20 protein-coding genes and 1 pseudogene are annotated in these 21,381 nt (G+C 73.7%); 10 read left to right on the forward strand and 11 right to left on the reverse strand.

Annotated elements, in window-relative coordinates:
- The first annotated feature begins 173 nt into the window (after positions 1 to 173).
- Both ACZ501_RS12940 and ACZ501_RS12945 read left to right on the forward strand, forming a co-directional pair.
- Complete coding sequence (locus tag ACZ501_RS12940; RefSeq protein ID WP_468794793.1) at positions 174 to 902, forward strand: hypothetical protein; 729 nt, start codon at positions 174 to 176, stop codon at positions 900 to 902.
- A 286-nt stretch (positions 903 to 1,188) separates the two neighbouring features.
- Positions 1,189 to 2,022 carry a hypothetical protein gene (locus ACZ501_RS12945; protein WP_468794796.1) on the forward strand — a complete coding sequence of 278 codons (834 nt, stop codon included), beginning with the start codon at positions 1,189 to 1,191 and terminating at the stop codon, positions 2,020 to 2,022.
- 67 nt (positions 2,023 to 2,089) lie between these two features.
- Here the strand turns inward: ACZ501_RS12945 and ACZ501_RS12950 are convergent, their stop codons facing one another.
- On the reverse strand, positions 2,090 to 3,313 hold the full coding sequence (locus ACZ501_RS12950) for an MFS transporter (RefSeq protein WP_468794799.1): 1,224 nt from the start codon (positions 3,311 to 3,313) through the stop codon (positions 2,090 to 2,092).
- Positions 3,314 to 3,531: 218 nt separating this feature from the next.
- Complete coding sequence (locus ACZ501_RS12955; protein WP_361606237.1) at positions 3,532 to 4,149, reverse strand: Type 1 glutamine amidotransferase-like domain-containing protein; 618 nt, start codon at positions 4,147 to 4,149, stop codon at positions 3,532 to 3,534.
- 246 nt (positions 4,150 to 4,395) lie between these two features.
- Here ACZ501_RS12955 and ACZ501_RS12960 point away from each other — a divergent pair, with 246 nt between their 5' ends.
- A complete protein-coding gene (locus ACZ501_RS12960; RefSeq protein WP_468794802.1) occupies positions 4,396 to 5,307 on the forward strand; it encodes a LysR family transcriptional regulator in 912 nt (303 codons plus the stop codon).
- A gap of 57 nt (positions 5,308 to 5,364) precedes the next feature.
- Here the strand turns inward: ACZ501_RS12960 and ACZ501_RS12965 are convergent.
- The 3 genes and pseudogenes from ACZ501_RS12965 to ACZ501_RS12975 form a co-directional block, all read right to left on the reverse strand.
- A pseudogene (locus ACZ501_RS12965) lies at positions 5,365 to 5,589 on the reverse strand (ATP-binding cassette domain-containing protein); the annotation flags it as partial.
- 148 nt (positions 5,590 to 5,737) lie between these two features.
- Positions 5,738 to 6,463, reverse strand: coding sequence for a response regulator (locus tag ACZ501_RS12970; RefSeq protein ID WP_468794805.1), 726 nt, complete (start codon positions 6,461 to 6,463; stop codon positions 5,738 to 5,740).
- Positions 6,460 to 7,299, reverse strand: a complete 840-nt coding sequence (locus ACZ501_RS12975) for a sensor histidine kinase (RefSeq protein ID WP_468794808.1) — start codon at positions 7,297 to 7,299, stop codon at positions 6,460 to 6,462. The genes ACZ501_RS12970 and ACZ501_RS12975 overlap by 4 nt, the downstream gene beginning before the upstream one ends.
- Positions 7,300 to 7,453: 154 nt before the next feature.
- Here ACZ501_RS12975 and ACZ501_RS12980 point away from each other — a divergent pair, with 154 nt between their 5' ends.
- From ACZ501_RS12980 to ACZ501_RS12990, 3 genes are all read left to right on the forward strand, one after another.
- Entirely contained in the window at positions 7,454 to 8,164 is a 711-nt protein-coding gene (locus ACZ501_RS12980; RefSeq protein ID WP_361606246.1) for an ABC transporter ATP-binding protein, read from the forward strand.
- Positions 8,161 to 10,470 carry an ABC transporter permease gene (locus tag ACZ501_RS12985; protein ID WP_468794811.1) on the forward strand — a complete coding sequence of 770 codons (2,310 nt, stop codon included), beginning with the start codon at positions 8,161 to 8,163 and terminating at the stop codon, positions 10,468 to 10,470. Before ACZ501_RS12980 ends, ACZ501_RS12985 begins: the two co-directional genes overlap by 4 nt.
- A gap of 226 nt (positions 10,471 to 10,696) precedes the next feature.
- Positions 10,697 to 11,341 carry a LysE family translocator gene (locus ACZ501_RS12990; protein ID WP_468794814.1) on the forward strand — a complete coding sequence of 215 codons (645 nt, stop codon included), beginning with the start codon at positions 10,697 to 10,699 and terminating at the stop codon, positions 11,339 to 11,341.
- A gap of 134 nt (positions 11,342 to 11,475) precedes the next feature.
- Here the strand turns inward: ACZ501_RS12990 and ACZ501_RS12995 are convergent, their stop codons facing one another.
- Together ACZ501_RS12995 and ACZ501_RS13000 are read right to left on the reverse strand one after the other, a co-directional pair.
- Entirely contained in the window at positions 11,476 to 12,018 is a 543-nt protein-coding gene (locus tag ACZ501_RS12995; RefSeq protein ID WP_361606255.1) for a sugar O-acetyltransferase, read from the reverse strand.
- A 109-nt stretch (positions 12,019 to 12,127) separates the two neighbouring features.
- A complete protein-coding gene (locus ACZ501_RS13000; protein ID WP_468794817.1) occupies positions 12,128 to 14,143 on the reverse strand; it encodes an AMP-binding protein in 2,016 nt (671 codons plus the stop codon).
- A gap of 139 nt (positions 14,144 to 14,282) precedes the next feature.
- On the opposite strand from ACZ501_RS13000, the gene ACZ501_RS13005 reads away from it, so the two are divergent.
- Both ACZ501_RS13005 and ACZ501_RS13010 read left to right on the forward strand, forming a co-directional pair.
- Positions 14,283 to 16,163 (forward strand): ABC transporter ATP-binding protein, encoded by a 1,881-nt coding sequence (locus tag ACZ501_RS13005; RefSeq protein WP_468794820.1) that lies wholly within the window; start codon positions 14,283 to 14,285, stop codon positions 16,161 to 16,163.
- Between the two features lie 107 nt (positions 16,164 to 16,270).
- Positions 16,271 to 16,801 carry a gluconokinase gene (locus ACZ501_RS13010; RefSeq protein ID WP_468794823.1) on the forward strand — a complete coding sequence of 177 codons (531 nt, stop codon included), beginning with the start codon at positions 16,271 to 16,273 and terminating at the stop codon, positions 16,799 to 16,801.
- A 75-nt stretch (positions 16,802 to 16,876) separates the two neighbouring features.
- On the opposite strand, the gene ACZ501_RS13015 is transcribed toward ACZ501_RS13010, so the two are convergent.
- Genes ACZ501_RS13015 through ACZ501_RS13025 form a run of 3 tightly spaced genes read right to left on the reverse strand, consistent with a single transcriptional unit; the run spans position 16,877 to position 18,634 of the window.
- The gene (locus ACZ501_RS13015) at positions 16,877 to 17,119 is read right to left on the reverse strand and encodes a hypothetical protein (protein ID WP_361606267.1); all 243 of its coding nucleotides are present in this window, start codon (positions 17,117 to 17,119) and stop codon (positions 16,877 to 16,879) included.
- Complete coding sequence (locus ACZ501_RS13020; RefSeq protein WP_468794826.1) at positions 17,116 to 17,811, reverse strand: hypothetical protein; 696 nt, start codon at positions 17,809 to 17,811, stop codon at positions 17,116 to 17,118. Before ACZ501_RS13020 ends, ACZ501_RS13015 begins: the two co-directional genes overlap by 4 nt.
- 37 nt (positions 17,812 to 17,848) lie before the next feature.
- On the reverse strand, positions 17,849 to 18,634 hold the full coding sequence (locus tag ACZ501_RS13025) for a serine hydrolase domain-containing protein (protein ID WP_468794829.1): 786 nt from the start codon (positions 18,632 to 18,634) through the stop codon (positions 17,849 to 17,851).
- A 300-nt stretch (positions 18,635 to 18,934) separates the two neighbouring features.
- Between ACZ501_RS13025 and ACZ501_RS13030 the strand changes: the two genes are divergently transcribed.
- Together ACZ501_RS13030 and ACZ501_RS13035 are read left to right on the forward strand one after the other, a co-directional pair.
- Positions 18,935 to 20,500, forward strand: a complete 1,566-nt coding sequence (locus tag ACZ501_RS13030; RefSeq protein ID WP_468794832.1) for an MFS transporter — start codon at positions 18,935 to 18,937, stop codon at positions 20,498 to 20,500.
- Between the two features lie 18 nt (positions 20,501 to 20,518).
- Entirely contained in the window at positions 20,519 to 21,223 is a 705-nt protein-coding gene (locus ACZ501_RS13035) for a DUF6629 family protein (RefSeq protein ID WP_468794835.1), read from the forward strand.
- On the opposite strand, the gene ACZ501_RS13040 is transcribed toward ACZ501_RS13035, so the two are convergent.
- On the reverse strand, positions 21,144 to 21,344 hold the full coding sequence (locus ACZ501_RS13040) for a DUF6126 family protein (RefSeq protein WP_468794837.1): 201 nt from the start codon (positions 21,342 to 21,344) through the stop codon (positions 21,144 to 21,146). The two genes, ACZ501_RS13035 and ACZ501_RS13040, sit on opposite strands and share 80 nt — an antisense overlap.
- Positions 21,345 to 21,381 lie beyond the last annotated feature (37 nt).

Raw genomic sequence — 21,381 nt, forward strand, 5'->3', positions numbered from 1 at the left:
ACCCCTTGTTCGCCCGGATCTGGGCGGGCGGCGGGCATCTGGGGGTCAGTCTCCCCGCGCGGGGGCGGACCGCAACCGGGTGCGCGAAAACACGCCGGGTCGCGGCGCGGGCACGGGCGGGCGAGAGCACCGTTCTCAAATCGGAGCACGGTGTCGGGGGTTCGGGTACCGCGGTGGTGACCTCCGCCGGGGTGCGCGAGGCCGGCGGGGCCCGCGCCGTGCTGCGCCGGCTGCCGCGCGGCCCCGTGCTGCTGGAGGAGTACGTATCCGGCCCGACAGCCGCGCACCTTCCGCGGGACCTGACCTACGACGGCTTCGTGGACGGTGCGGGCCGGCCGCACGAGGTCGGCGCGGCGGTGATGGACGTCACCGACGGCGGCTACCGCGGCGCGACGGTCGGGCCCGGGCTGGTTCCCGCCCGCCTGGAGGGACCGCTGCTCGCGTTCGGGGCGGCGGTGGGCCGGGAGCTGGCGGCCGGCGGCTATCGGGGCTGGTTCGACGTGGACTTCGTCACCGACGCGGCGGGGCGGCTCGCGCCGACCGAGGCCAACCTGCGGCTGACCGGCCCGTCGGCGGCCTTCATGGTGGCGGCCCGGCTGGACGAACTGCGGGGCGCGGGGCACCTCGTACGGATCGCCGACCGGGTGGAGCTGGGCGCGCGGCTGCCGGAGGCTCAGCTGGAGGAGGTGTGCGGGGAGCTCGCCCGGGGCTGTGCGCGGCTGGGGGCGGTGTTCGTCCCGGCCATCGTGACCGGCGCCTTCGACCCGGCGCCCTGGCTCGGCGTGCTGGTGGCCGCGCGCAGCGCCGCGGCGCTGGACGCGGCGGAGGCCCTGGTGCGGGAACGGGCCCTCGCGGCCGGAGCGGACTTCGGAGCGTCCCTGACAGCACGTTCCGCCCCGTGACCGCCCCGGAACCGAGGCCGGCTCCCGGTCCGCCCCGTACGCCTAACTGATCGTTTCAGGATGCAGGGCGATGTCCAGGCCGTCCGCACCGCGGTCCGCCAGCCCGACGGCGAGCCCCTCGAACACCCGGTCGACCGCACCGCTCTCGCCGAACCGGGCCTGTACCGGCCGGATCCACGCACCGGAACTTGTGCTGTACGAAGCCGGCCGAGCCCGAACGCCAGGGCATCAAGCCCTTGCGTCCGAGGGCTCCCGGGCGCCGACCTCCACCCCTACCATCACGCACATGTCGATCACTTCTCACATACCCGTTCTCCACGCCGGCAGGGAAACCGTCGCGCTCGTGGAGAACGATGTGCTGATCGTGCGCCGTCCGCACGAGCAGACGCACATCCCGCTGAAGGCCATCAGCCGTGTACTCGTCGAGGGGCAGTCGGTCACGGTCGAGCTGACCGCCGCGTCGAGCACGGACAGGACGCACGTCCACCGGGTCTGGGACGTCGTGGACGCCGCCGTAGCCGTCGCCTTCGCCGACGCCGTGAACGCGGCTCGGCCAGGACAGAGCGAGAAGACCGAGGCGATCGACGGCGCGGCCCTCGTCTGGGGCGAGCGCCTGTACCAGCCGAGCTACCGGAACTGGCTCCGCCGCATGAAGCGCGGCGCGCTCGTGGCGACCCTCGTGGCCATCGGCTCATGCGTGCTCGTGGGCCTTATGGGAAGCCCGGCCGCCATGATCTTCATGATCCCGCTCAGCTTCTTCGGGATACTGATCCTCACGTTCGGCACGTTCCTCGCCTACGCGCCGGTCGAGGAGCGGTACCTGCGGAAACACGGAGTCCGGACGGCCGCCATCCGGCTCCAGGACCAGCCCGGCCGGTACGCGTACACGGATCCGGGCGGCTTGGTCCGCACCGTGCGACACTCCATCCCGACCTGGAGCATCGAGGCGGCATACGACCCACGCGATCCCGGCCGCGTACTTCCGCTGCGGTCGCGGGGCCGGCGAATCCGGGACGCCGTCCTGGTTCTTGTCATCCTCGGTATCGGCCTCCTCTTCGTGGGCGCGGCCGTCGCGGCGGTGGTCGGTGCCTCCCTCGGCAAGTTCGACAGCCTGACCTGAGACGCGGCCAGAAGCAACACCGCACGAGCCGCCCTGCGCGGCCGGCACTCCCGCGTCCTCTCCGGGTTCAGGCCGCCTCGATCACTGCGGGCGCCGTGGAAGGGCGGGTTGCCGACGCCCATCGGGCCGTCGGGCCCATGGCGCAGGAAGCGGCCAGGAAGAGAGCGCCGAGCAGGAACCAGCCCGGGGTGCCCACCCCCATCAGCACCGTGGTGAGCGCCAGTGGGCCGAGGGTGCGGGCGACCGTGACGCCGGTGCCGAAGAAGCCCTGGTACTCGCCGACTCGGTCGGCCGGGGCCAGAGCGAAACCGAGTTGCCAGGAGCCTGCGGACTGGAGCATCTCCCCGGCGACCAGCAGTACCGAGCCGGCGAGCAGGGCGGTGACGGCCGCCCAGGCCGGCGTTCCCGCGGAGAGGGCGAAGACCGCGCACGTGAGGAGCATGAGACAGCCGGAGCGGCGCAGGGCCTTGACCGCTGTGGATGTGCCCGTGACGGAGCGAGCGGTGCGGACCTGGAAGAGCATGACCGCGACGGTGTTGAGGACGAAGAGCGCGGAGACCAGCCATGCGGGGGCGGTGGTGCGTTCGGTGATCCACAGTGGCAGGCCGAGGCTGAGCAGGGGCATCCGCAGCAGCAGCACCGTGTTGAGGAGGGTGAGGAGGGCGTACGGGCGGTCGCGCAACACCGCGAGCTTGGCACCCTTCGGCGCGGGGAGGGGGGCCACCGCCGGCAGACGCAGCAGGACGAGGGCGCAGACCAGGAAACTCACCGCGTCGACTACGAAGACGGCCAGGTAGGCGTTGCGCGTACCGGCGGACAGGGCGAGGCCGCCGAGGGCCGCGCCGAGGGCAAGGCCCGCGTTGAGGGTGGACTGGAGGTGGGCCAGTGTGGTGGTGCGTTCTTCCCTCGCGATCAGACCGGCGAGGAGTGCCTGTCTGGCGGCGGCCAGGCCCGACTGCGCGGAGGCGTAGAGGCAGGCGGCCAGGAGGAACGGCAGGAAGTCCCGTACGACGAGGAACGCGGCGACGGCCGCACTGGTCGCGAGGGCGAGCAGCGCCGCCGTACCGCGCGGGCCCCTGCGGTCCGCGAGGCGCCCGAGCGGTACTCCGGCGACCGAGCCGACGGCCCAGGCCACCGCGAGGCCGAGACCGATCCTGGCGGGTGCGAGGCCTACGACCTGGGTGAAGTAGAGCGCGGAGGTCACGTAGAACGCTCCGTCGCCGACGGAGTTGCTCAACTGGGCGAGCGCGAGGGTGCGCGGGGGCCCCGCAGGCGGTAGTGGCTTCATCATGTCCCTGACCGTAAGTGAGGGGTGGCTGCGTGCTGCGGTGAGCGAGCCGCTTCGACAGAAGAAGGGCAGGTGCATCGGTCCCGGCGTAGGCGCAGCCGTTGCCGTCGAGCTGGGAGACGGGGGCCCGCACCAGTTCCGGCAGCGCGGGCTCCAGGCTGACCCTCCGGGATGCGGCGTCGAGCGCATCGAGTGGGGCGAGCGGATCGCAGGGCCGGCGGTCAGGAGACGAGGGTGACCTCGCCGTCGCGGAAAACGCGGTAGAGCACTCCTTCGCGGTCGTAGCGCTCCACGACGCGCTCGATCGACTCGCTCTCGGGGATCGGCGAGCGGTAGTGGGGGACGAAGGCGTAGTCCAGGAGACCGAGCCCCTCCCAGACGGCCTGCCGGCCGTAGGCGGTGACGGCGTCGGCGGGGTCGTCGACGAGCTCGAGGCCGCGCAGGCTGGGTGACAGGACGCAGGCGCCGGCACTCCAGCCGGCGTAGACGAGGGCGTCGCGATCCAGCAGGTCGGTCAGGATCTCGTCCGCGCCGCTGAGGGCCATCGCCAGCCGCAGGACGAACGGGTTGCCGCCGTGGACCCAGACGACGCCGAAACCGGACAGCCGGTCGGCGAGCGTGGCCGCATCACCGAAGTGGTCCCGCAGGTCCACCTCGGTCACCCGGTATCCGCGGTCGCGCAGCATCGCGACCTCCCGGCCGGTGGCCCGCTGCCTTTGCGGGGCAGGGAGGGCGTCCAGCGCGTTGCCGACAACCGCTGCGGTTCTGGCACCTTTGACGAGGTCGTCCAGCAGTTCGGGGGAGTCTCCCAGCTTCCAGGAGGAAAGGAACAAACGCATGGTCCTGCTCTCGTGACAAGGGGGCAAGGGACTGAGGGACGGTGTGCTCCGTCGGGGCAGTGAAGGAGCGGAGGCCTCGCATCCGGTGGGGCGGTGCGGGCCCGGTCGGGGGACGGGGAGCGAGGCTCGGGCGCATGGGCAAGTACCCCTCGCAATCGGCTTGTTCAGACTCCTACGGGACCGACGCGCCAACAAGCTGGCATAGTGCAACGGTCGTTGAGGTGGGTTTAACATCCGGAGGTCCACGTGCTGGAGCGGCTTGAGCTGGAGGCGTTCCTGATACTGGCCGAGGAGTTGCATTTCGGCCGCACGGCCGCACGTCTGCACGTGAGCACGGCCCGGATCAGTCAGACCATCAAGAGGCTGGAACGTCACATCGGCACACCGCTGTTCGAACGCAACAGTCGTCATGTCCGCCTCACCGAGGCCGGCCGGCTGCTGCACGAGGACGTGCGCCCGGCCTACGACCAGATCGAGGCCGGGGTGGAGAGGGCGGTCAACGCCGCGCGCGGCATCGACCGCCTTCTGCGGGTCGGGTTCCTCGGCGCCGCCGCAGGACAGCTCATGGCACAGGCCGCTCGGCTCTTCGACCAAAACCACCCCGGCTGGAGGGCCCGGCTCCGGGAGATGCAGATCGTCGACGGCCTCCGGCGGTTGCGGGCAGGCGATGTCGACCTTCTGGTCGTGAGCCTGCCGCACCACGAACCCGACATGGTCACCGGGCCGGTCCTGTTCTCCGAACCCCGGGTGCTGGGGGTGTCGTCCGGCCACCCGCTCGCCCGCCGTGACAGCGTTTCCCTGGAAGACCTGGCCGCGGTCAAAATACTGCAGGTGGCCGACGCCTTTCCCGACTACTGGCGCGCGGACCGCACACCCCGCCTGACGCCCGCGGGCCGCCCCATCGCACCGGGCCCCCGGTTCGAAACACTTCAGGAGGCACTGGCGCTGATCGACGCCGACGAAGGCGCCTTCGTCATGGGCGCCCAGGTGTCACGGTTCTACGCGCGCCCCGGCGTCACCTATCTGCCGCTGAGCGATGCGGCGCCCCTGGAATGGGCGCCCACCTGGCTCGTCACCAACACCGCACCTGAGATCCGTGCCTTCAACCGGGCTGCCCAGAACGTCGCTGTGCGGCTGTGTCCTCCTGTCCGGAGCTGATGCGGACCCGTGCCCCGGCCCGGCCCCCTCAGACGTCGCGGCGCCGGACGAGCACGCCACGTGGTGCAGTCCCCGTGCGTGGCTGCGGAAGGGGATGCCGGTGACGGTGGCCGTCCCGCCGGTGGGCGAGTCCAGGCCGAGGATCATGCGCAGGGTGGTGGTCTTGCCCGCTCCGTTGGGGCCGAGGAATCCGGTGACCCGGCCCGGCCGCACGGTGAAGGTCAGGTGGTCGACGGCTGTCTTGCTGCCGTAGCGCTTGGTGAGTTCGTTGACTTCGATCACGAGGACAACACTCCGTCAGGAGCTGTGTCCGGGCATCGGGCCGGGGATGGCAGTCCGGTTGCCCACCCCCTCCCCCGGATGTATGCCTGGGGGAGGGTGACCGTCCGTCGCGGGACGGCTCATCTCTCGGGGTCCCCCACACCCGATGTCACTGAGGGCCGGCGGCGTCGGCGTCGCCGGGTGCCACGAGCCCTGTCTCGTAGGCGAGGACGACGGCCTGGGCGCGGTCGCGCAGGCTCAGCTTGGAGAAGATCCGGGCGACGTGGGTCTTGACCGTTGCTTCGCTGAGCGTCAGTCGACCGGCGAGTTCGGTGTTGGACAGGCCCCGGCCCATCCAGGTCAGCACCTCCCGCTCGCGTGGTGTCAGTGCCGCCAGGTTTCGGTGGACCGCCGGGGTCGCGAGCCCCGGGCCGGTGGCCGGGACCGGCGTCGGGGGGCCGGCGGCGAAGCGTTCCACGAGGCGGCGGGTGATCGCGGGGGCGAGCAGGGCGTCGCCGGTGTCGACCAGGCGTACGGCGGCGGCCAGGTGCGCGGGGGTGACGTCCTTGAGGAGGAACCCGCTTGCTCCGGAGGCCAGGGCGGCGTACACGTACTTGTCGAGATCGAAGGTGGTCAGCATGATCACCCGGCAGTCCGGGGCATGGGCGAGGATGCGACGGGTGGCTTCCAGGCCGTCCATGTGGGGCATGCGGATGTCCATCAGCACGACATCGGGACGCAGTTCCCGCACGACGGTGACGGCCTGGACGCCGTCACAGGCTTCGCCCACCACGTCGATGCCGCGGGCGGTGAGGATCATGCGGAAGCCGGTGCGCAGCAGTTCCTGGTCGTCGGCTATCACCACGCGCGGTGCGGGCGCGTCGGGGGTGGTCACGGGCGGTCCAGGGGGATGCGGGCGCGGACGCGGTAGCCGCCGCCGAGGCGGCGGCGTGCGTCGAGGTCGCCGCCGTAGACGGACACCCGCTCGCGCAGGCCCAGCAGGCCGCGTCCGGTGCCGTCCGCCTGTTCCCGGCCCGGTTCCCTCGAGGCGGGTGTGTCGCCCGACAGGACGCTCGGCCCGCTGTTGAGTACTTCGACGCGCAGGTGGTTGTCCGCGTACCGCACCGTCACCTCTGCTCTCGTCCCGTCTCCGTGTTTGAGCGCATTGGTCAGGCCCTCCTGGATGATCCGGTAGGCGGTGACGTCGATCCCGGTCGGCAGCGGGCGCGGTTCGCCCGAGATCCGCATCTCGACGGGCAGGCCGGCGAAGGCGATCTTGTCGATGAGCGGGCTCAGCCGGCTCAGGCTCGGCTGTGGTGACAGGTCCACGTCGTAGGGCTCGTCCTCGCCGTTCTGCGCGGGGGCGAGCAGGCCGAGCAGGTGCCGCAGCTCGGTCATCGTGGTGCGGCCGGCGGATTCCACGGCGCTCATCGCGGCTGCGGCCTGCTCGGGCAGTGTGGTGAGTACTTCGCGGGCGGCGCCGGCCTGAACCACCATGACACTGACGTTGTGGCTGACGATGTCGTGCAACTCCGAGGCGATCCGCGCCCGTTCGGCATCGACCGCGGCTCGTGTCGCGCTTTCGCGTTCACGCTCCAGCAGCCAGCCGCGCTCCTCGATGGCCTTGCGGTGGCGGCGCCGCGCCCGCGCCGCCGCCACGGCCAGCCATCCGGCGGCGCCGACTGCCACGGCCAGCGCGATGAGCAGCAAGGTCGTCCATGATTCCCCCATGCGGTCATCCTCCCAGGGGTGCGGTGGTGCGGTGCACCGGCCTCCGGGACGCGGCCTCGTACCTCCCCCGCGTACATCTCCAGGATGACCTGCGCATGCGGATACATCCGGGGGGCGACGCACCGTGATCGCCGCCGAGCCTAAGTTTCGGGGCATGACAAACGATCACGATGGTGCCCGGCAGACAGTGGTACGGCTGGACGGCGTGCACAAGGAGTTCGGCGACGCGAAGGCGCTGGACGGGCTTTCGCTGGAGATCAAGGCAGGCGACGCGGTCGCGGTGATGGGGCCTTCCGGCTGCGGCAAGTCCACCCTGCTCAACATGGTGGCCGGCCTGGACCGGCCGACCTCGGGCACGGTCGAGGTGCAGGGACACGACCTGGGCAAGCTGAACGAGACGGGCCTGGCGCTGTTCCGGCGCCGCCACGTCGGCATGATCTTCCAGTTCTTCAACCTCATCGACGACCTGCCCGTCCTGGACAACGTGGCACTGGCCGCGCAGCTGACGGGCACCCCGGTCCGCCAGGCGCGCCGCCGGGCCCTGGAACTCCTGGACGAACTCGGTGTCGCCAAGCGCCGCAACAACTACCCGGCGACGCTCAGCGGCGGCGAACGTCAACGCGTCGCCGTGGCGAGGGCCTTGATGAACCGGCCCGCCCTCCTCCTCGCCGACGAGCCGACCGGCGCACTCGACAGCAAGTCGGGCGAGCAGGTGATGGACCTGCTGATCGACCTCAACCAGATCGGCCAGACCTTGCTGATCGTCACCCACGACCCTCAGCTGGCCACCCGCTGCGCCAGCCGGCTGGTCGAAGTGGCCGACGGCCGGATCGCCCGTGAGAGCACGCTGGAGGCGACCGCGTGAGCGCCGTGTGGAGAGCCTCGCGCGCGGCCGTGAAGCGCCGCCGGCTCCAGACCTTCGTCATCGGACTCGTCGTGCTCTGCTCGACCACCACCGTCCTGCTCGCCCTCGCGCTCCTGAGCGCCGCCTCCGACCCGTTCGACAAGGCGTACGCCGAACAGCGCGGCGCGCACACGGCGGCGTCCTTCGACACCACCAAGGTCACCCCGGAGCAACTGGCCCGAACCGCCGCGCAGCCGGGAGTGGAGGCCGCGGCAGGACCGTTCGGCCAGTCCGTCGTCGACATACCCAAGGACTGGCTCTGGATGGCGGGCGGCACCCTGACCGTCGTCGGGCGGGCCGATCCGGCGGGTCCCGTGGACCGGATCGACCTCCTTGAGGGCCGCTGGGCCACCGGCACCGGCGAGATCGTCGTCAACTGGTCCGTCCAGGGCTCTCCCGGCACGCAACTCCTCGGTACGAAGCTGCAGATCCCCGGCGGAGGGACGCTGACCGTCGTCGGGTTCGCCACCAGCATGAGCAAATCGGCGAGCGCCTGGGTCTCACCCGCGCAGATGGCCGCCCTGCACCCCACTTCGGCCCAGATGCTCTACCGCTTCACGACATCCGGCACCGAAGCCCAGCTGAGCACCTCGCTGGACCGGGCCACCGCGGGACTGCCCAAGGAGGCGCTCACCGGCGCGCAGACCCACCTCACCCTCAAGCAGGCCTTCTCCGCGCTGGCCGACTCCTACCTCCCCTTCATGACCCTCTTCGGCGTCCTCGGTCTGCTGGTCTCCGTCCTGATCGTCGGCAACGTGGTCAGCGGGGCGGTCGTCTCCGGATTCCGGCACATCGGGGTCCTCAAGGCGCTGGGGTTCACCCCCAACCAGGTCGTCGCCGTCTACCTGACGATGCTCTCCGTTCCGGCCCTGGCGGGCAGCGCGCTGGGCACACTGGCCGGCAACGCACTGGCCGGACCGATCATGAAGGTCGCCTTCACCGGCGTCGACGTGGGCCGGGCAACGGTCGGCGAGATCAGCCCGTGGGTGTCCGTGGCCTGCCTGGTGGGCATGCCGGCCCTCGTACTGATCACCGCCCTGATCCCCGCCCTGCGGGCCCACCGGCTGCCCGCCGCACAGGCCATCAGCGCCGGCGGCGCACCCCGCACCGGGCGCGGACTGCGTGTCCAGCGTCTCCTCGGCGCCACCCGGCTGCCGCGCCCGGTCAGCCTGGGCCTCGGCCAGCCGTTCGCCCGCCCCGCCCGCACCCTGCTGACCCTGGCCGCCATCGTCCTCGGGGTCACCACCGTGACCCTGTCCACCGGCCTGACCAGCACCCTGGTGGCGTTCGGGAACGTCGGCAAGGAGGACGGCGCCGCCCACATCCAGGTGACGACCGGCGGATCCGGCGACGACAGGACGGTGCCCCGCCTCAGCGACGCACAGATCGAGGAGCGGCTGCGTGCCCTGCCGGGCGCGGAGGGGGTGCGGGCCCGCGCGCTGTCCCAGGCGAGCATGACCGGCCAGAACCAGCCCGTCTTCGCCGACTTCTACCGCGGCGACGACTCCCTCTACGCGCACACCATCGTCAAGGGCCGGGCCCCGGCAGTGGCCGGCGAGATCGTGGCCGGACCGGCCTTCCTGACCCAGCGCGGCCTGAGGATCGGCGACCGGACCACTCTGGAACTGAACGGAAAGAAGATCACCGCAACCGTGGTGGGCCAGGTCATCGAAGGCAACGCCCGTGCGCTGGAGACCACCTGGGACACCCTGACCCGGCTCGCACCCGACGCCCACGCCACCGAGTACACGGTCCGTCTCGCCCCCGGCGCCGACGCCCGGGCCTACGCCGAGGCGGCCGGGAAGCTCGACCCGGCCGTGCACGCCTCCGTCCTGGACCCCGGAAACGCCGGCACCGCCACCGTCATCACCTTCTCCACCGTCTTCACCGTGCTGCTCACCCTGGTGGCCTCGCTCGGCGTGTTCAACACCGTCCTGCTCAACACCCGTGAACGGCGCCGGGACCTGGGCATGCTCAAGTCCATCGGCATGACGCCCCGTCAGGTGATCCTGATGACGGTCACTTCCGTGGCCGGGCTCGGCGCCGTCGGCGCACTGCTCGGCATCCCCCTCGGGATCGCGGCCCACCGCCTCGTCGTGGACCACGTCGGCGTGGTCGACTTCCCGGAGTACATGAAGGACGTATGGCACGCACCCCAACTGGCCGCGATGCTCCTGGCAGGCGTGATGATCGCCGTCCTCGGCGCCCTGATCCCCGCCCGCGCGGCGGCCCGCACCACCATCGCCACCGTGCTGCACACCGAATAGCCACCACGGTACGGAGACTGGACCCACGCACCACCCGTGACACAGTCCTGGATCGCCCTCAGCGCCGGCCCGGGCACGGCACCGTGGACGATGCGCATACGCATACCGAGCGGCGAAGCCATAGGGTGAGTCGGGCGAGGCAGGCGCGGCTCGTGCGCCACCCCGCCCTCTGCAACCGGGCGCCCCCTCCGTACGGGGCTCCCGACGAACAACGGGAGGTTGACCGGTGATCGCTCTGACCGCAGTCGGAGGAGTGGCCCTCGTCGAACTGGGCATGGCGTTGACTCCCGGACCGAACATGATCCACCTCGCCTCCCGGGCGATCACCCAAGGCCGCAGGGCGGGCCTGGTCAGCCTCAGTGGGACCGCCGTGGGCTTCGTGTGCTACCTCCTGGCCGCAGCTGCGGGGCTGTCCGCGATGTTCGCCGCCGTGCCGGTGACCTTCACGATGGTCAAGCTCGCCGGGGCCGCCTACCTGGCGTACCTCGCCTGGGACATGCTCAGGCACGGCGGCCGCTCGCCGTTCGCCCCGGCCCGGGACCTGTCCCCGGTCTCCGACGCCCGCCTGTTCTCGATGGGGCTGTTGACCAACCTGCTCAACCCCAAGATCGCCCTGATGTATGCCGCACTGCTGCCCCAGTTCCTGGACCCGCAGGCCGGCCCGGCCTGGGGACAGCTGCTTCAACTCGGGACGGTGCAGATCGTCGTGGGACTGTCCGTGAACGCCCTGATCATGCTGGGAGCAGCACGCATGTCGACGTTCCTGGCCACCCGGCCCCGCATCCTGACCGCCCAACGGTTCACGGCAGGCGGCCTGCTCGGCGCTTTCGCCCTGCACACGGCACTGTCCCGCAACGCTGCATCCGCCTGAGTCGGACCCACGCCGCTACCGGGGCCTCCAGGAGCGGTTCGGCCGATCATGTGACTGTCGCCTGATCTGCTCGTCGTATCGGGCATGGGGCGGGGAGGACGCAGTCGCGGGATCGGCGCGGTCCCGGGAGGCCGTCACCACGTCCGGCGCACGGTCGCCTTGCCGCCGGTCACCAGGCTGGCCGGCGGAACGTCGTCGGCCACGACCGCGCCCGCGGCGATCACGGCGTCACGGCCGATGCTGACGCCGGGCAGGATCGTGGCACCGGCACCGATCCACACGTTCTCCGCCACGTCGATGGGTGCGCCGGTGAGGTACAGCCGCCGCTCCTCGGGATCAACGGGGTGGCCGCTGGTGATGAACGTGACCTTCGGTCCGATCATCACGCGCTCGCCGATCCGGATGCCGGCGTAGTCCAGGAACGTGCAGTTCTGGTTGATGAAGACGCGTTCGGCCAGGTCGAGGTTGAGGCCGTGGTCCGTGTAGAAGGGCGGGTAGATCGTCACTCTCGGCGGCAGCGGCTTGCCGAGGATCTCCTCGAACAGTTCCGCCTTGCCGGCTTCGTCGTCGAACGGCAGGACGTTCAGGCGGGAGGTGAGCTCGGTGACCCGCAGGACCCTCTCGGCCATGGCCTGGAACTCGGCGCTGTGGATGCGCATGAGGCGGTCGCTGGACATGCCGCGGTCCTTTCCGTGAACCGGAACCGGTGACCGGACAGGACTCACCGGACCGTCGAAGTCGAGGGGTGCCGAAGGGAACGAAGACGAGCTCGCCGAACGGTACCGGTCAGTCGTCGAAGTCGAAGGGGCCGGCCGGCTTGCGGGTCGCGTAGACGGCCACGACGACGGCCGCGGCCATCAGCGGCACGTTGAAGCCGTAGACGAGCGCGGCCTGGCGCGGCCAGTCCTGTTTCGCCGCCAGCCGGTAGAAGTTGTCCTGCGGCCACCACGCGATCAGCAGGTACGCGATCGCCAGGTGCGCGGCGGTGGTGATGCCGCGTCCGCGCCGCTGGGCCAGCATCGGCCGGCGTCCGGTGAAGAGGAACATCACGCCGGCCCCGAAGGCGAGGCACTCGCAGAGGTAGAGGAGCCAGAAGAGGAGGGCCCACGGGTTCGGGACACCCGTGAGGTCGGTCGACCCGGGCCAGAGGGCGCCCGTCAGGACCCGGCTGAGCAGGCCCAGGAGGAGCGCCCCGCAACCCAGGGCGCAGGAGAGCGGCACGACCTCCTCGCTCCCGGCGCCGCCCGCCCTGCGCACCCCGCCGTACTTGGTCCCGGCCCGGCCCCCGCCCACCGGGGCCAGCAGCAGCGGTGGCTGCGGCACCTGCGTCCGGTCCTCTCGGCCGGCGCGGGTGCGGGGCAGGGCGCGCATCCGGATCACCGCGCGGGGGGCCTCGCTCCCGGGCGCCACCCCCGACAGGTGCTCCCGCAGCCGGGCGGCGTTCGGCAGCCCGTCGGCCGGGGCACCGGGCGGCGGGGAGACGTACGCGACGAGCCGGCGGCCGCCTCCGGGCACGGGGACGCGGGCGACGAGCGCGGTGCCCACTGCGGCGTGCGTACGGATCGCGGACTCCAGCGGGTACGGGTCGATCCGGCCGCCGTCCTCCGTCTCGATGCGGTCGCGGACCCGGCCGCCGAACTCCAGGAGCCCGTCGGGGCGCAGGACCCCGAGGTCCCCGGTGGGTACCGCGTCGCCGCCGCCGGGCGGCTCCACGACGACCTCCCCGTCGCGCACCGCGGCCCGGCAGCCGGGGAAGGCGGTGCCGAGCAGGGAGATCCGCTCCGGTCCGTCCAGCGGGCGGGGCAGCTGCGGCAGTTCGAACCAGGTGCCGGTGCCGGCGGCCTCGGTGAGGGCGTAGACGTTGAGCACGCGTGCCCCGGGGCGCAGCCGGTCCTGGAGGGCGCTCTGTTCGTCGAGGTAGAGCCGGTCCCCGCTGACGGCGAGCAGCCGCAGCGAGCGGAGCTCGGCGTCCGGTTCGCGCCGGGGCGCGGGCAGGAGGGTGCCGGAGGCCGGCGGCGCGTCCCGGAGCAGCAGCTCCGCTGCGATCGCCGGGTCGGTGTGGACCACGCTGACCCGTGCGTCGCGGACGGTGCGGCGCAGGTCGTCGGGGGTGGGGGCGGGGCCGTCGGGCAGGACGAGGGCTCCGCCGGAGCACAGGGCCCGGGTCCAGCCGGCGGCGAAGGGGGTGACGTCGGGCCCGGCGGTGATCAGGTGCCGGTCCTCGGGGGTCAGCCGGGCCACCTCGGCCCACGCGTCGTGGGCGGCGAGCAGCAGGGGGTGGCTCACGGCGACGGGGCGCGGGGTGTCGGCACCGGTGAACAGGACGGCCGCGTCCCGGTACCGGGGGGTGTGTTCCGGCGGCAGGCCCGACCGGCGGGACAACCGTTCGGCTTCTGCGGCCAGGTGCAGGATCCTCGGGCCGGGGCCGGGGTCGAGGCGGGCCTCATCGGCGGGGTGGGTGATCAGGAGGTGCGGCGAGAGGGCGGAGAGCTGCCGGCGTCCGCTGCGCGGGTCGGCGATGTCGACGACGGCGTAGACCCCGCCGGCCTTGAGGACGGCGAGCAGGGCCACGACGAGTTCGGGCCGCCGGGCGAGGCCGAGGGCCACCAGGCCGTGCGGGGGCAGGCCGTCGTCGACGAGGTGCCGGGCGAGCCGGTCGGACCGCTCGTCGAGTTCGGCGTACGGGACGGTCTCGTCCCCGGCGATGAGCGCGGGGGCCTGCGGGGTGTCGCGGACCCACCGGCCGAAGCGGTGCAGGACGGTGTCGGCGTCCGGGCGGCCGGGGCGGTCTGGCTGCGTCATCCCCCGATGATGCCACCGGGCGTCGGCCGCGCACGGGCATCGCGAAGTTCCTTTACGTCACCGTGAGTTGGAGGGCCGGCGGGGAAGGTCCGGGCGGATCCGTTGACCTGAAGTCCGGTTGAGGTCCTAGCGTGGGGGGATGGACATGGAAGTCACCGCCTGGCATTCGCTGCACAGCGCGATCAACGCCCAGCAGGACCGCCGCCCGCTCTCCCGGGCGAGCCTGCGCCGGATCGCCGCCTTCGCCCGCCCGCACCGGCGCGGGCTGACCCTCTTCCTGCTGCTCAGCGTGGTGGGCGCGCTGCTGGCGGTGGCCACCCCGCTGCTGGCCAGCCGGATCGTGGACACCATCGTCGGGCACGGGGACGAGGGCGAGGTCATCCGGCTGGCGCTGCTCATCGCGGTGATCGCGGTGGCCGAGGCGGGGCTCGGCCTGCTCACCCGCAAGCTGTCCGCCACGCTCGGCGAGGGGCTGATCCTCGACCTGCGCCGGTCGGTCTTCGACCACGTCCAGCGGATGCCGGTCGCCTTCTTCACCCGGACGCGGACGGGCGCGCTGGTCAGCCGCCTCAACAACGACGTGATCGGCGCCCAGCGGGCCTTCAGCAACACCCTGTCGGGGGTGGTCTCCAACGTCGTGACGCTGCTGCTGACGCTCGGCGTGATGCTCACCATCTCCTGGCAGATCACCCTGCTGGCGCTGGTGCTGCTACCGGTGTTCGTGCTGCCGGCCCGCCGGATGGGCGCCCGGATGGCCGGGATGCAGCGGGAGGCCGCGGCGCTGAACGCGGCGATGGGCACGCAGATGACGGAACGGTTCTCCGCGCCCGGCGCCACCCTCGTCAAGCTGTTCGGGCGGCCCGCCGACGAGTCCGCCGAGTTCGCGGCCCGCGCGGCCCGGGTGCGGGACATCGGGATCCGCACGGCGATGGCCCAGTCCGCCTTCATCACCGCCCTGACGCTGGTCTCGGCGCTGGCCCTCGCCCTGGTCTACGGTCTCGGCGGGTACTTCGCCCTGCGCGGCACCCTGGAGGCCGGCTCGGTGGTCGCCCTGGCGCTGCTGCTGACCCGGCTGTACGCCCCGCTGACCGCGCTGGCCGGGGCCCGGGTCGAGGTGATGAGCGCCATGGTCAGCTTCGAGCGGGTCTTCGAGATCCTCGACCTGAAGCCGCTGATCGCCCAGAAGCCGGACGCGGTCGAGGTGCCCGACGGCCCGGTGTCCGTGGAGTTCGACCAGGTTTCCTTCGGCTACCCCTCCCCCGACAAGGTCTCGCTCGCCTCGCTGGAGGAGGTCGCCACCCTCGACGCCCGCGGCGGCACCCGGGTGCTCCACGAGGTGTCCTTCCGCGCCGAGCCCGGCCAGATGATCGCCCTCGTCGGCTCCTCCGGCGCCGGCAAGTCCACCATCGCCCAGCTGCTGCCCCGCCTGTACGACGCCGACGCGGGCGCGGTCCGGCTGGCCGGCATCGACGTACGGGACCTCACGGCCGACTCCATCCGCGACACCCTCGGCATGGTCACCCAGGACGGCCACCTCTTCCACGAGTCGGTACGGTCCAACCTGCTGCTGGCCCGGCCGGAGGCGGGCGAGGAGGAGCTGTGGGAGGCCCTGCGCCGCTCCCGCCTGGACGGGCTCGTCGCCTCCCTCCCCGACGGCCTGGACACCGTCGTCGGCGAGCGCGGCTACCGGCTGTCGGGCGGGGAGCGGCAGCGGCTGACGATCGCCCGGCTGCTGCTGGCCCGGCAGCGGGTGGTGATCCTCGACGAGGCCACCGCCCACCTGGACTCCACGTCGGAGGCGGCGGTCCAGGAGGCGCTGGCCGAGGCCCTGGCCGGGCGGACGGCCGTGGTGATCGCGCACCGGCTCTCGACGGTGCAGGCGGCCGACCTGATCCTGGTGGTGGAGCAGGGCCGGATCGTGGAACGCGGCACCCACCCCGAGCTGCTGGCGGCGGCCGGCCGGTACGCGGAGCTGTACCGGACCCAGTTCGCCACCCGCGGAGCCGCCGCGGCCGGATAGGGCCGTCTCTTTCGGATCTTGGCGGTCACACCGGTGAAGGTGACCGCGGCCGGGTCGGGGTCAGAGTTCCAGTGGTGCTCCCGGCAACGAGGAAAGCGAGGTACCGCATGAGTGCGCAGCGCCTGATCGTGGTGATGGGTGTCGCCGGCACGGGCAAGACGACCGTGGGCCGGCTGCTCGCGGAGGCGCTCGGGCTTCCGTACGCGGAGGGCGACGCCTTCCACCCTGCGGCCAACGTGGCCAAGATGTCGGCGGGCACCCCGCTGGACGACGCCGACCGCCGGCCCTGGCTGGACGCGATCGGGGCGTGGATGCGCGACCGGGCCGGGCGCGGCGGGGGCGTGGTGGCCGCCTCCAGCCTCAAGCGCGCCTACCGCGACCGGCTGCGCGTGGCCGCCCCGGACGCCGTGTTCGTCCACCTCACCGGGGACCGGGCGCTCATCGAGGGGCGCATGGCGGCCCGCAGGGGCCACTTCATGCCCCCTTCGCTGCTGGACTCCCAGTACGCCGCGCTCGAACCGCTCCAGGGGGACGAGCGCGGGATCGCCGTCGACGTGACCGGCACGGCCGAGGAGATCACCGGACGGGCGCTGGCCGCCCTCCGGCTTCCCCACGACAGCCGAAGGAACCCCCTGTGACGGTCACCCTCGGCCGGGCGGCCTCGGCTTCGTGCTGCTGCTGTCCCTGGTCCCCCGACCCGCGCCCCCGCCGCGTCACCCGCGCCGGCGGTACGGCCCGTCGAGCTGGGCCGCCGCGAGGGCGAGGCCGGCGGCGGCGCGGGCGCAGCGGTCGGCGAGAGCGGTGACCTCGGCGCGGAACGCGTCGGCCTCCCCTCCGTGCCACTCCAGGGCGGCCGCCCCCGCCCGCAGCTTCCGGGCGTGGGAGCGCAGGGCCGCGGAGTGGGTGCGCAGTCCGTCCGCCGGGGCGGGCCGGCCCGGCCGGGGGCAGTCGCTCACGGGCTCCTCCAGGGGGTCGCGGCCCGGTCCGGGCCGGGGCTTCGGGCGCAGAAGGCGCGCAGGGCCGCGCCGAGGCCGAGCAGCGGTCGCGCGGGGACGGCCCGGCCGGTGGCGACCTGCCAGCCCGCGTGGTCGTTGAACGGGTTCTCGTCGGTCAGGGCGTGCCAGGCCAGGATGTCCGCGAAGGCCGGGGTCAGCAGCGAGAAGGCCTGCCGGGCGCCCCGTTCGCGCAGCAGGGCCCGGAAGGCGCGGGCCGCGTCGGCCTGCCGGTCCTGTGCGGCGGCGCGCAGGACGGCGGCGCAGCCGGGGTCCGCGAGCAGTTCGGGGCGGCTCACGCCCGCGGCCCGAATCCGGGCCTTCAGACCGCAGACGGCGGTGCTGACGGCGAGGCTCTCCCGGCGGGCCAGGATCCCGGCGACCCAGCCGGCCCGGGCCAGCCCGCGTCCGCGGGGCGCCCAGCCGAAGCCGGCCGGGTCGTTGAGGGTGCTGAGCAGCGTCCGCCAGGCGCGGCGCCGGCTGCCGCCGGCCCGCCCCGCGAGCGCCCCTGCCGTCAGGCGGCCGCCGAGCGCGAGCCCCGAGGCGTACCGGGCGGCTTCGCCGACGGCGTCGGCGGTGTCGGCCAGGTCCCGGCACAGGGCGTCGAACGTGCCGGCGGCCGGGTCGGTGGCCAGGTCGGTCGCGGCGTCGGACATGGGTTCCTCGCGGGGGCTGCGTACGGTGAGTTCGGGATCACGGTACGTCCGCCCCGCGGGCGGCGCGCGCGGGAACGGGACCGAACGCGGCCTCGCGGAACACGGTGCGCAGCGGGGCGGCGGAGCCGGTCGGGGAGGCGTCCGCGGGGCGGTGGGCGGGGCCGGGGACGAGGAGCGCCCAGCGGCCCAGGCGGGGTGAGATCCACACGCTCGGCCCCGGGCCGGACGGGGGGTGGTGGGTCCACACCCCGCCGGGGGCGGGGTGCCAGAGCAGGCCGCGGGAGGGGGTGAGTTCGCCGGTGCGGATCCGCAGGGACTCCGCGGTCCAGGCGCGGGCGACGGGCCGGTCGGCGGTGGAGAGCAGGTGGCGCAGGAACCGGGCGAGGTCGGCGGGGCTGGTGTGCAGGGTGCCCTCGGCGAAACGGGTGCCGTGCATGGCCAGGGGCCGCCAGACGCGGGTGCGGGCGTGGTCGGCCAGCGGGGTGCCGGCGAGGTGTTCGGCGAGGCGGGTGAGGGCGGCGAGTGCGGGCGGGCCGTCGCCGTGGGTCAGCAGGTGGTGGGCGGTGGTACCGCCGGGCAGCCCCGCCGAGGCCGCCGGCCCGTAGGCGGTGAGCGGGGTGTGCAGGGTCAGTTCGCCCTGGGCGACGAGCCCGCCGATGACGGGCCAGAGCGCGAGCACCGCCGTCAGGGCTGTGGCGTCGAGCGGGGTGTCCCAGCCGTCGGGGTGGCCGGTGTGGGCTGCGTGGACGGCGTCCGCCGATCCCACCGCCCAGAGTGCGGCCGGGTCGGCCGCGCGCATGAGTGCCTCGATCTGCGGCGTCATGGTCGGCCACGCTACGTCGCCCCGCCGGGGCGGGCGGGCACGTCCGCCGGGACGTGCGGGTGGAGTCGCCGCCCGCCACCCGAATGCCGGGGGCGGGCGGCAGGACGCTGCTGCTCCGCGTCCGGGCGGGCGGTCCCCCGCCCTGGTGCGACCAGGGGCTTGGCGGCGCCGTGGTGCGCGACGTGCGCGCGTCATGCCGCGGAAGCTGCCATGCGCATTTCACGGGCCTGGCGAAGGAGCGCTGCCCAGGGGAGCGGCCGCCCGCTGGCTTTCCGGGGGCGGCCGGGTCAGCCTGGGGAGATGAGCGCGATGTCCGGCGAATCCGTGCCCGAGCCCGGCCGCCCGTCGCCGGCCCCCGTACCCCGCCCCGTGTCCGGCGCGGAGCCGGGGGTCGTGCTGCGCTCGGCCCGGGGGCGGTGGATCCTGGTCGCCACCGTGCTCGGGTCGGCGATGGCCCTGCTGGACTCGACCGTGGTCAACGTGGCCCTCCCGCGCATCGGGCGGGACCTCGGCGCCGACCTGGCCGTGCTCCAGTGGACGGTGAACGCCTACCTGCTGACCCTCGCCGGGCTGATCCTGGTGGGCGGAGCGCTCGGCGACCGGTTCGGGCGGCGCCGCATCTTCGTGCTCGGCGTGGTGTGGTTCGCGGTGGGGTCGCTGCTGTGCGGGCTCGCCCCGAACGCCGGGATCCTGATCGCCGCCCGCGCCCTCCAGGGCATCGGCGGGGCGCTGCTGACACCCGGCTCGCTCGCGCTGATCCAGGGCTCGATCCGCGCCGGCGACCGAGCGCGCGCGGTGGGCCTGTGGTCGGGGTTCGGCGGGGTCGGGGCGGCGGTCGGGCCGTTCCTCGGGGGCTGGCTGGTGGACGGGCCGGGCTGGCGGTGGGTGTTCCTGCTGAACGTGCCGGTGGCCGCGCTGTGCGTGCCGGTCGCCCTGAGACACGTACCGGAATCCCGGGACCCGCAGGCGAGCGGGCGGTTCGACGTGCTCGGCGCGGTGCTCGGCGCGGCGGCGCTGGCCCTGATGACGTACGCGCTGATCGAGGCGCGGTCCGCGGCGGCGCCGGTGATCGCCGCGGCCGCGGGCGGGGTGCTGCTGGCCGCCGTCTTCGTGTACGTCGAGCGGCACCGGCCGGATCCGATGGTCCCGCCGGACGTCTTCGCGTCCCGGCAGTTCACCGCCGTCAACCTCGTCACCCTGTTCGTGTACGCGGCCTTCGGCGGCTTCTTCTTCCTCGTCGTGCTCCAGCTCCAGGTGGTCTCCGGCTACTCCGCCCTGGGCGCGGGAGCCGCGCTGCTGCCCACCACCGCCCTGATGCTGCTGCTGTCGTCCCGGGCGGGGGCGCTCGGGGAGCGGATCGGGCCGCGCGTCCCGCTCACCGTGGGCCCGCTGCTGTGCGCGGCCGGGACCCTGCTGATGCTGCGCGTGGGCCCGCACGCCTCCTACCCGGGGGACGTGCTGCCGGCCATGGTGGTGATGGGGGCGGGCATGACCTTGCTGGTGGCGCCGCTGACCGCCACCGTCCTGGCGTCGGTGCCCGCGGGCCGGGCGGGCCTGGCCAGCGGCATCAACAACGCCGCCGCGCGGGCCGCGGGGCTGCTCGCGGTGGCGGCGCTGCCGCTGCTGGCGGGCATGGGCCCGGACGCGTACCTGTCGGCCGGGGCCTTCGACGCGGCCTTCGGGCGGGCCGTGCTCTGGTGCGCCGGGGCGCTGGTCGCGGGCGCCGCGACGGCCTGGGCGACCGTACGCTCCCCCGCGCCCGGGGTCTGCCACCCGCAGTGCCGCACGCACTGCTCGATCGGCGCCCCGCCGCTGGAGCACCCCTCGCAGCCGGAGGCCGGGGCGGGCCCCCCGGCCGCGCGCTGACGGGGCGGGCGGGCCCGCGTGTGCTGGAGCGCGGCGGCGGACCTGACGGCGGGCACCGCCGTGGCCGCCGCCGGGGTGGTGTGCCTGGCCCGCGTGCGCCGCGTCCGCGACCTGCCCGTCGCCGCGCTGCCGCTGCTGCTCGGCGCCCACCAGCTGGTCGAAGCCGCCGTGTGGGGGGCGGGCGGGGGCTGCGGCCCGGCCACCACCGCCTGGGCGGTGATCGCGCTGCCGGTGCTCGCGCTGTGGGTGCCGGCGGGGGTGCTGCTGGCCGCCGCGCCCGGGGACCGGGGCCGGCTGCGGTGGCCGGCGGCCGTGGGACTCGCGGCGGCCGCCGTCCTCGCGTACGGCCTGGCCACGCGGCCGGTGACCGCCGAGATCCGGGGCCGGGTGATCGGCTACGGGGTCGACGTCCCCTGGGCCCCGCTGGTCCTGGCGGGCTACCTGTACGCCACCCTCGGCGCCCTGCTGCTCGCCGGGGACGGCCGGCTGCGGCTGCTGGGGGCGGTGCTGGCCGCCGGGGCGGTGGGCTGCGCGGCCCTGTGGCGGCTGGAGTTCGCCTCCACCTGGTGCGCCTTCGCGGCGGTGGCGTCGGTGCTGGTGCTGGGCTGGGTGCGGCGCCCGGCTGCCGGAGCCGGGGCCGCGGCTACTGGTTCTGGCCGCCCAGGACGAAGAGCAGGTAGACGAAGAAGGCGAAGAGGTGGCCGACGAACAGGTACGCGATGAGCCGGATGACCAGCCCGCGCGGGAACTTGGACTCGAAGCGCTGGAGCACGGTCAGCGGCTCGGCGGTCCCGTCGGCCTGCTCGGCGCCGGGCTCTGCGGTGGGCTCTGCGGTGGTGGGCATCTGTTCTCCTCGTGGCGTGGGCACGTGACGGCTTCGT

It is taken from the genome of Streptomyces sp. NPDC034085 (assembly GCF_055575555.1).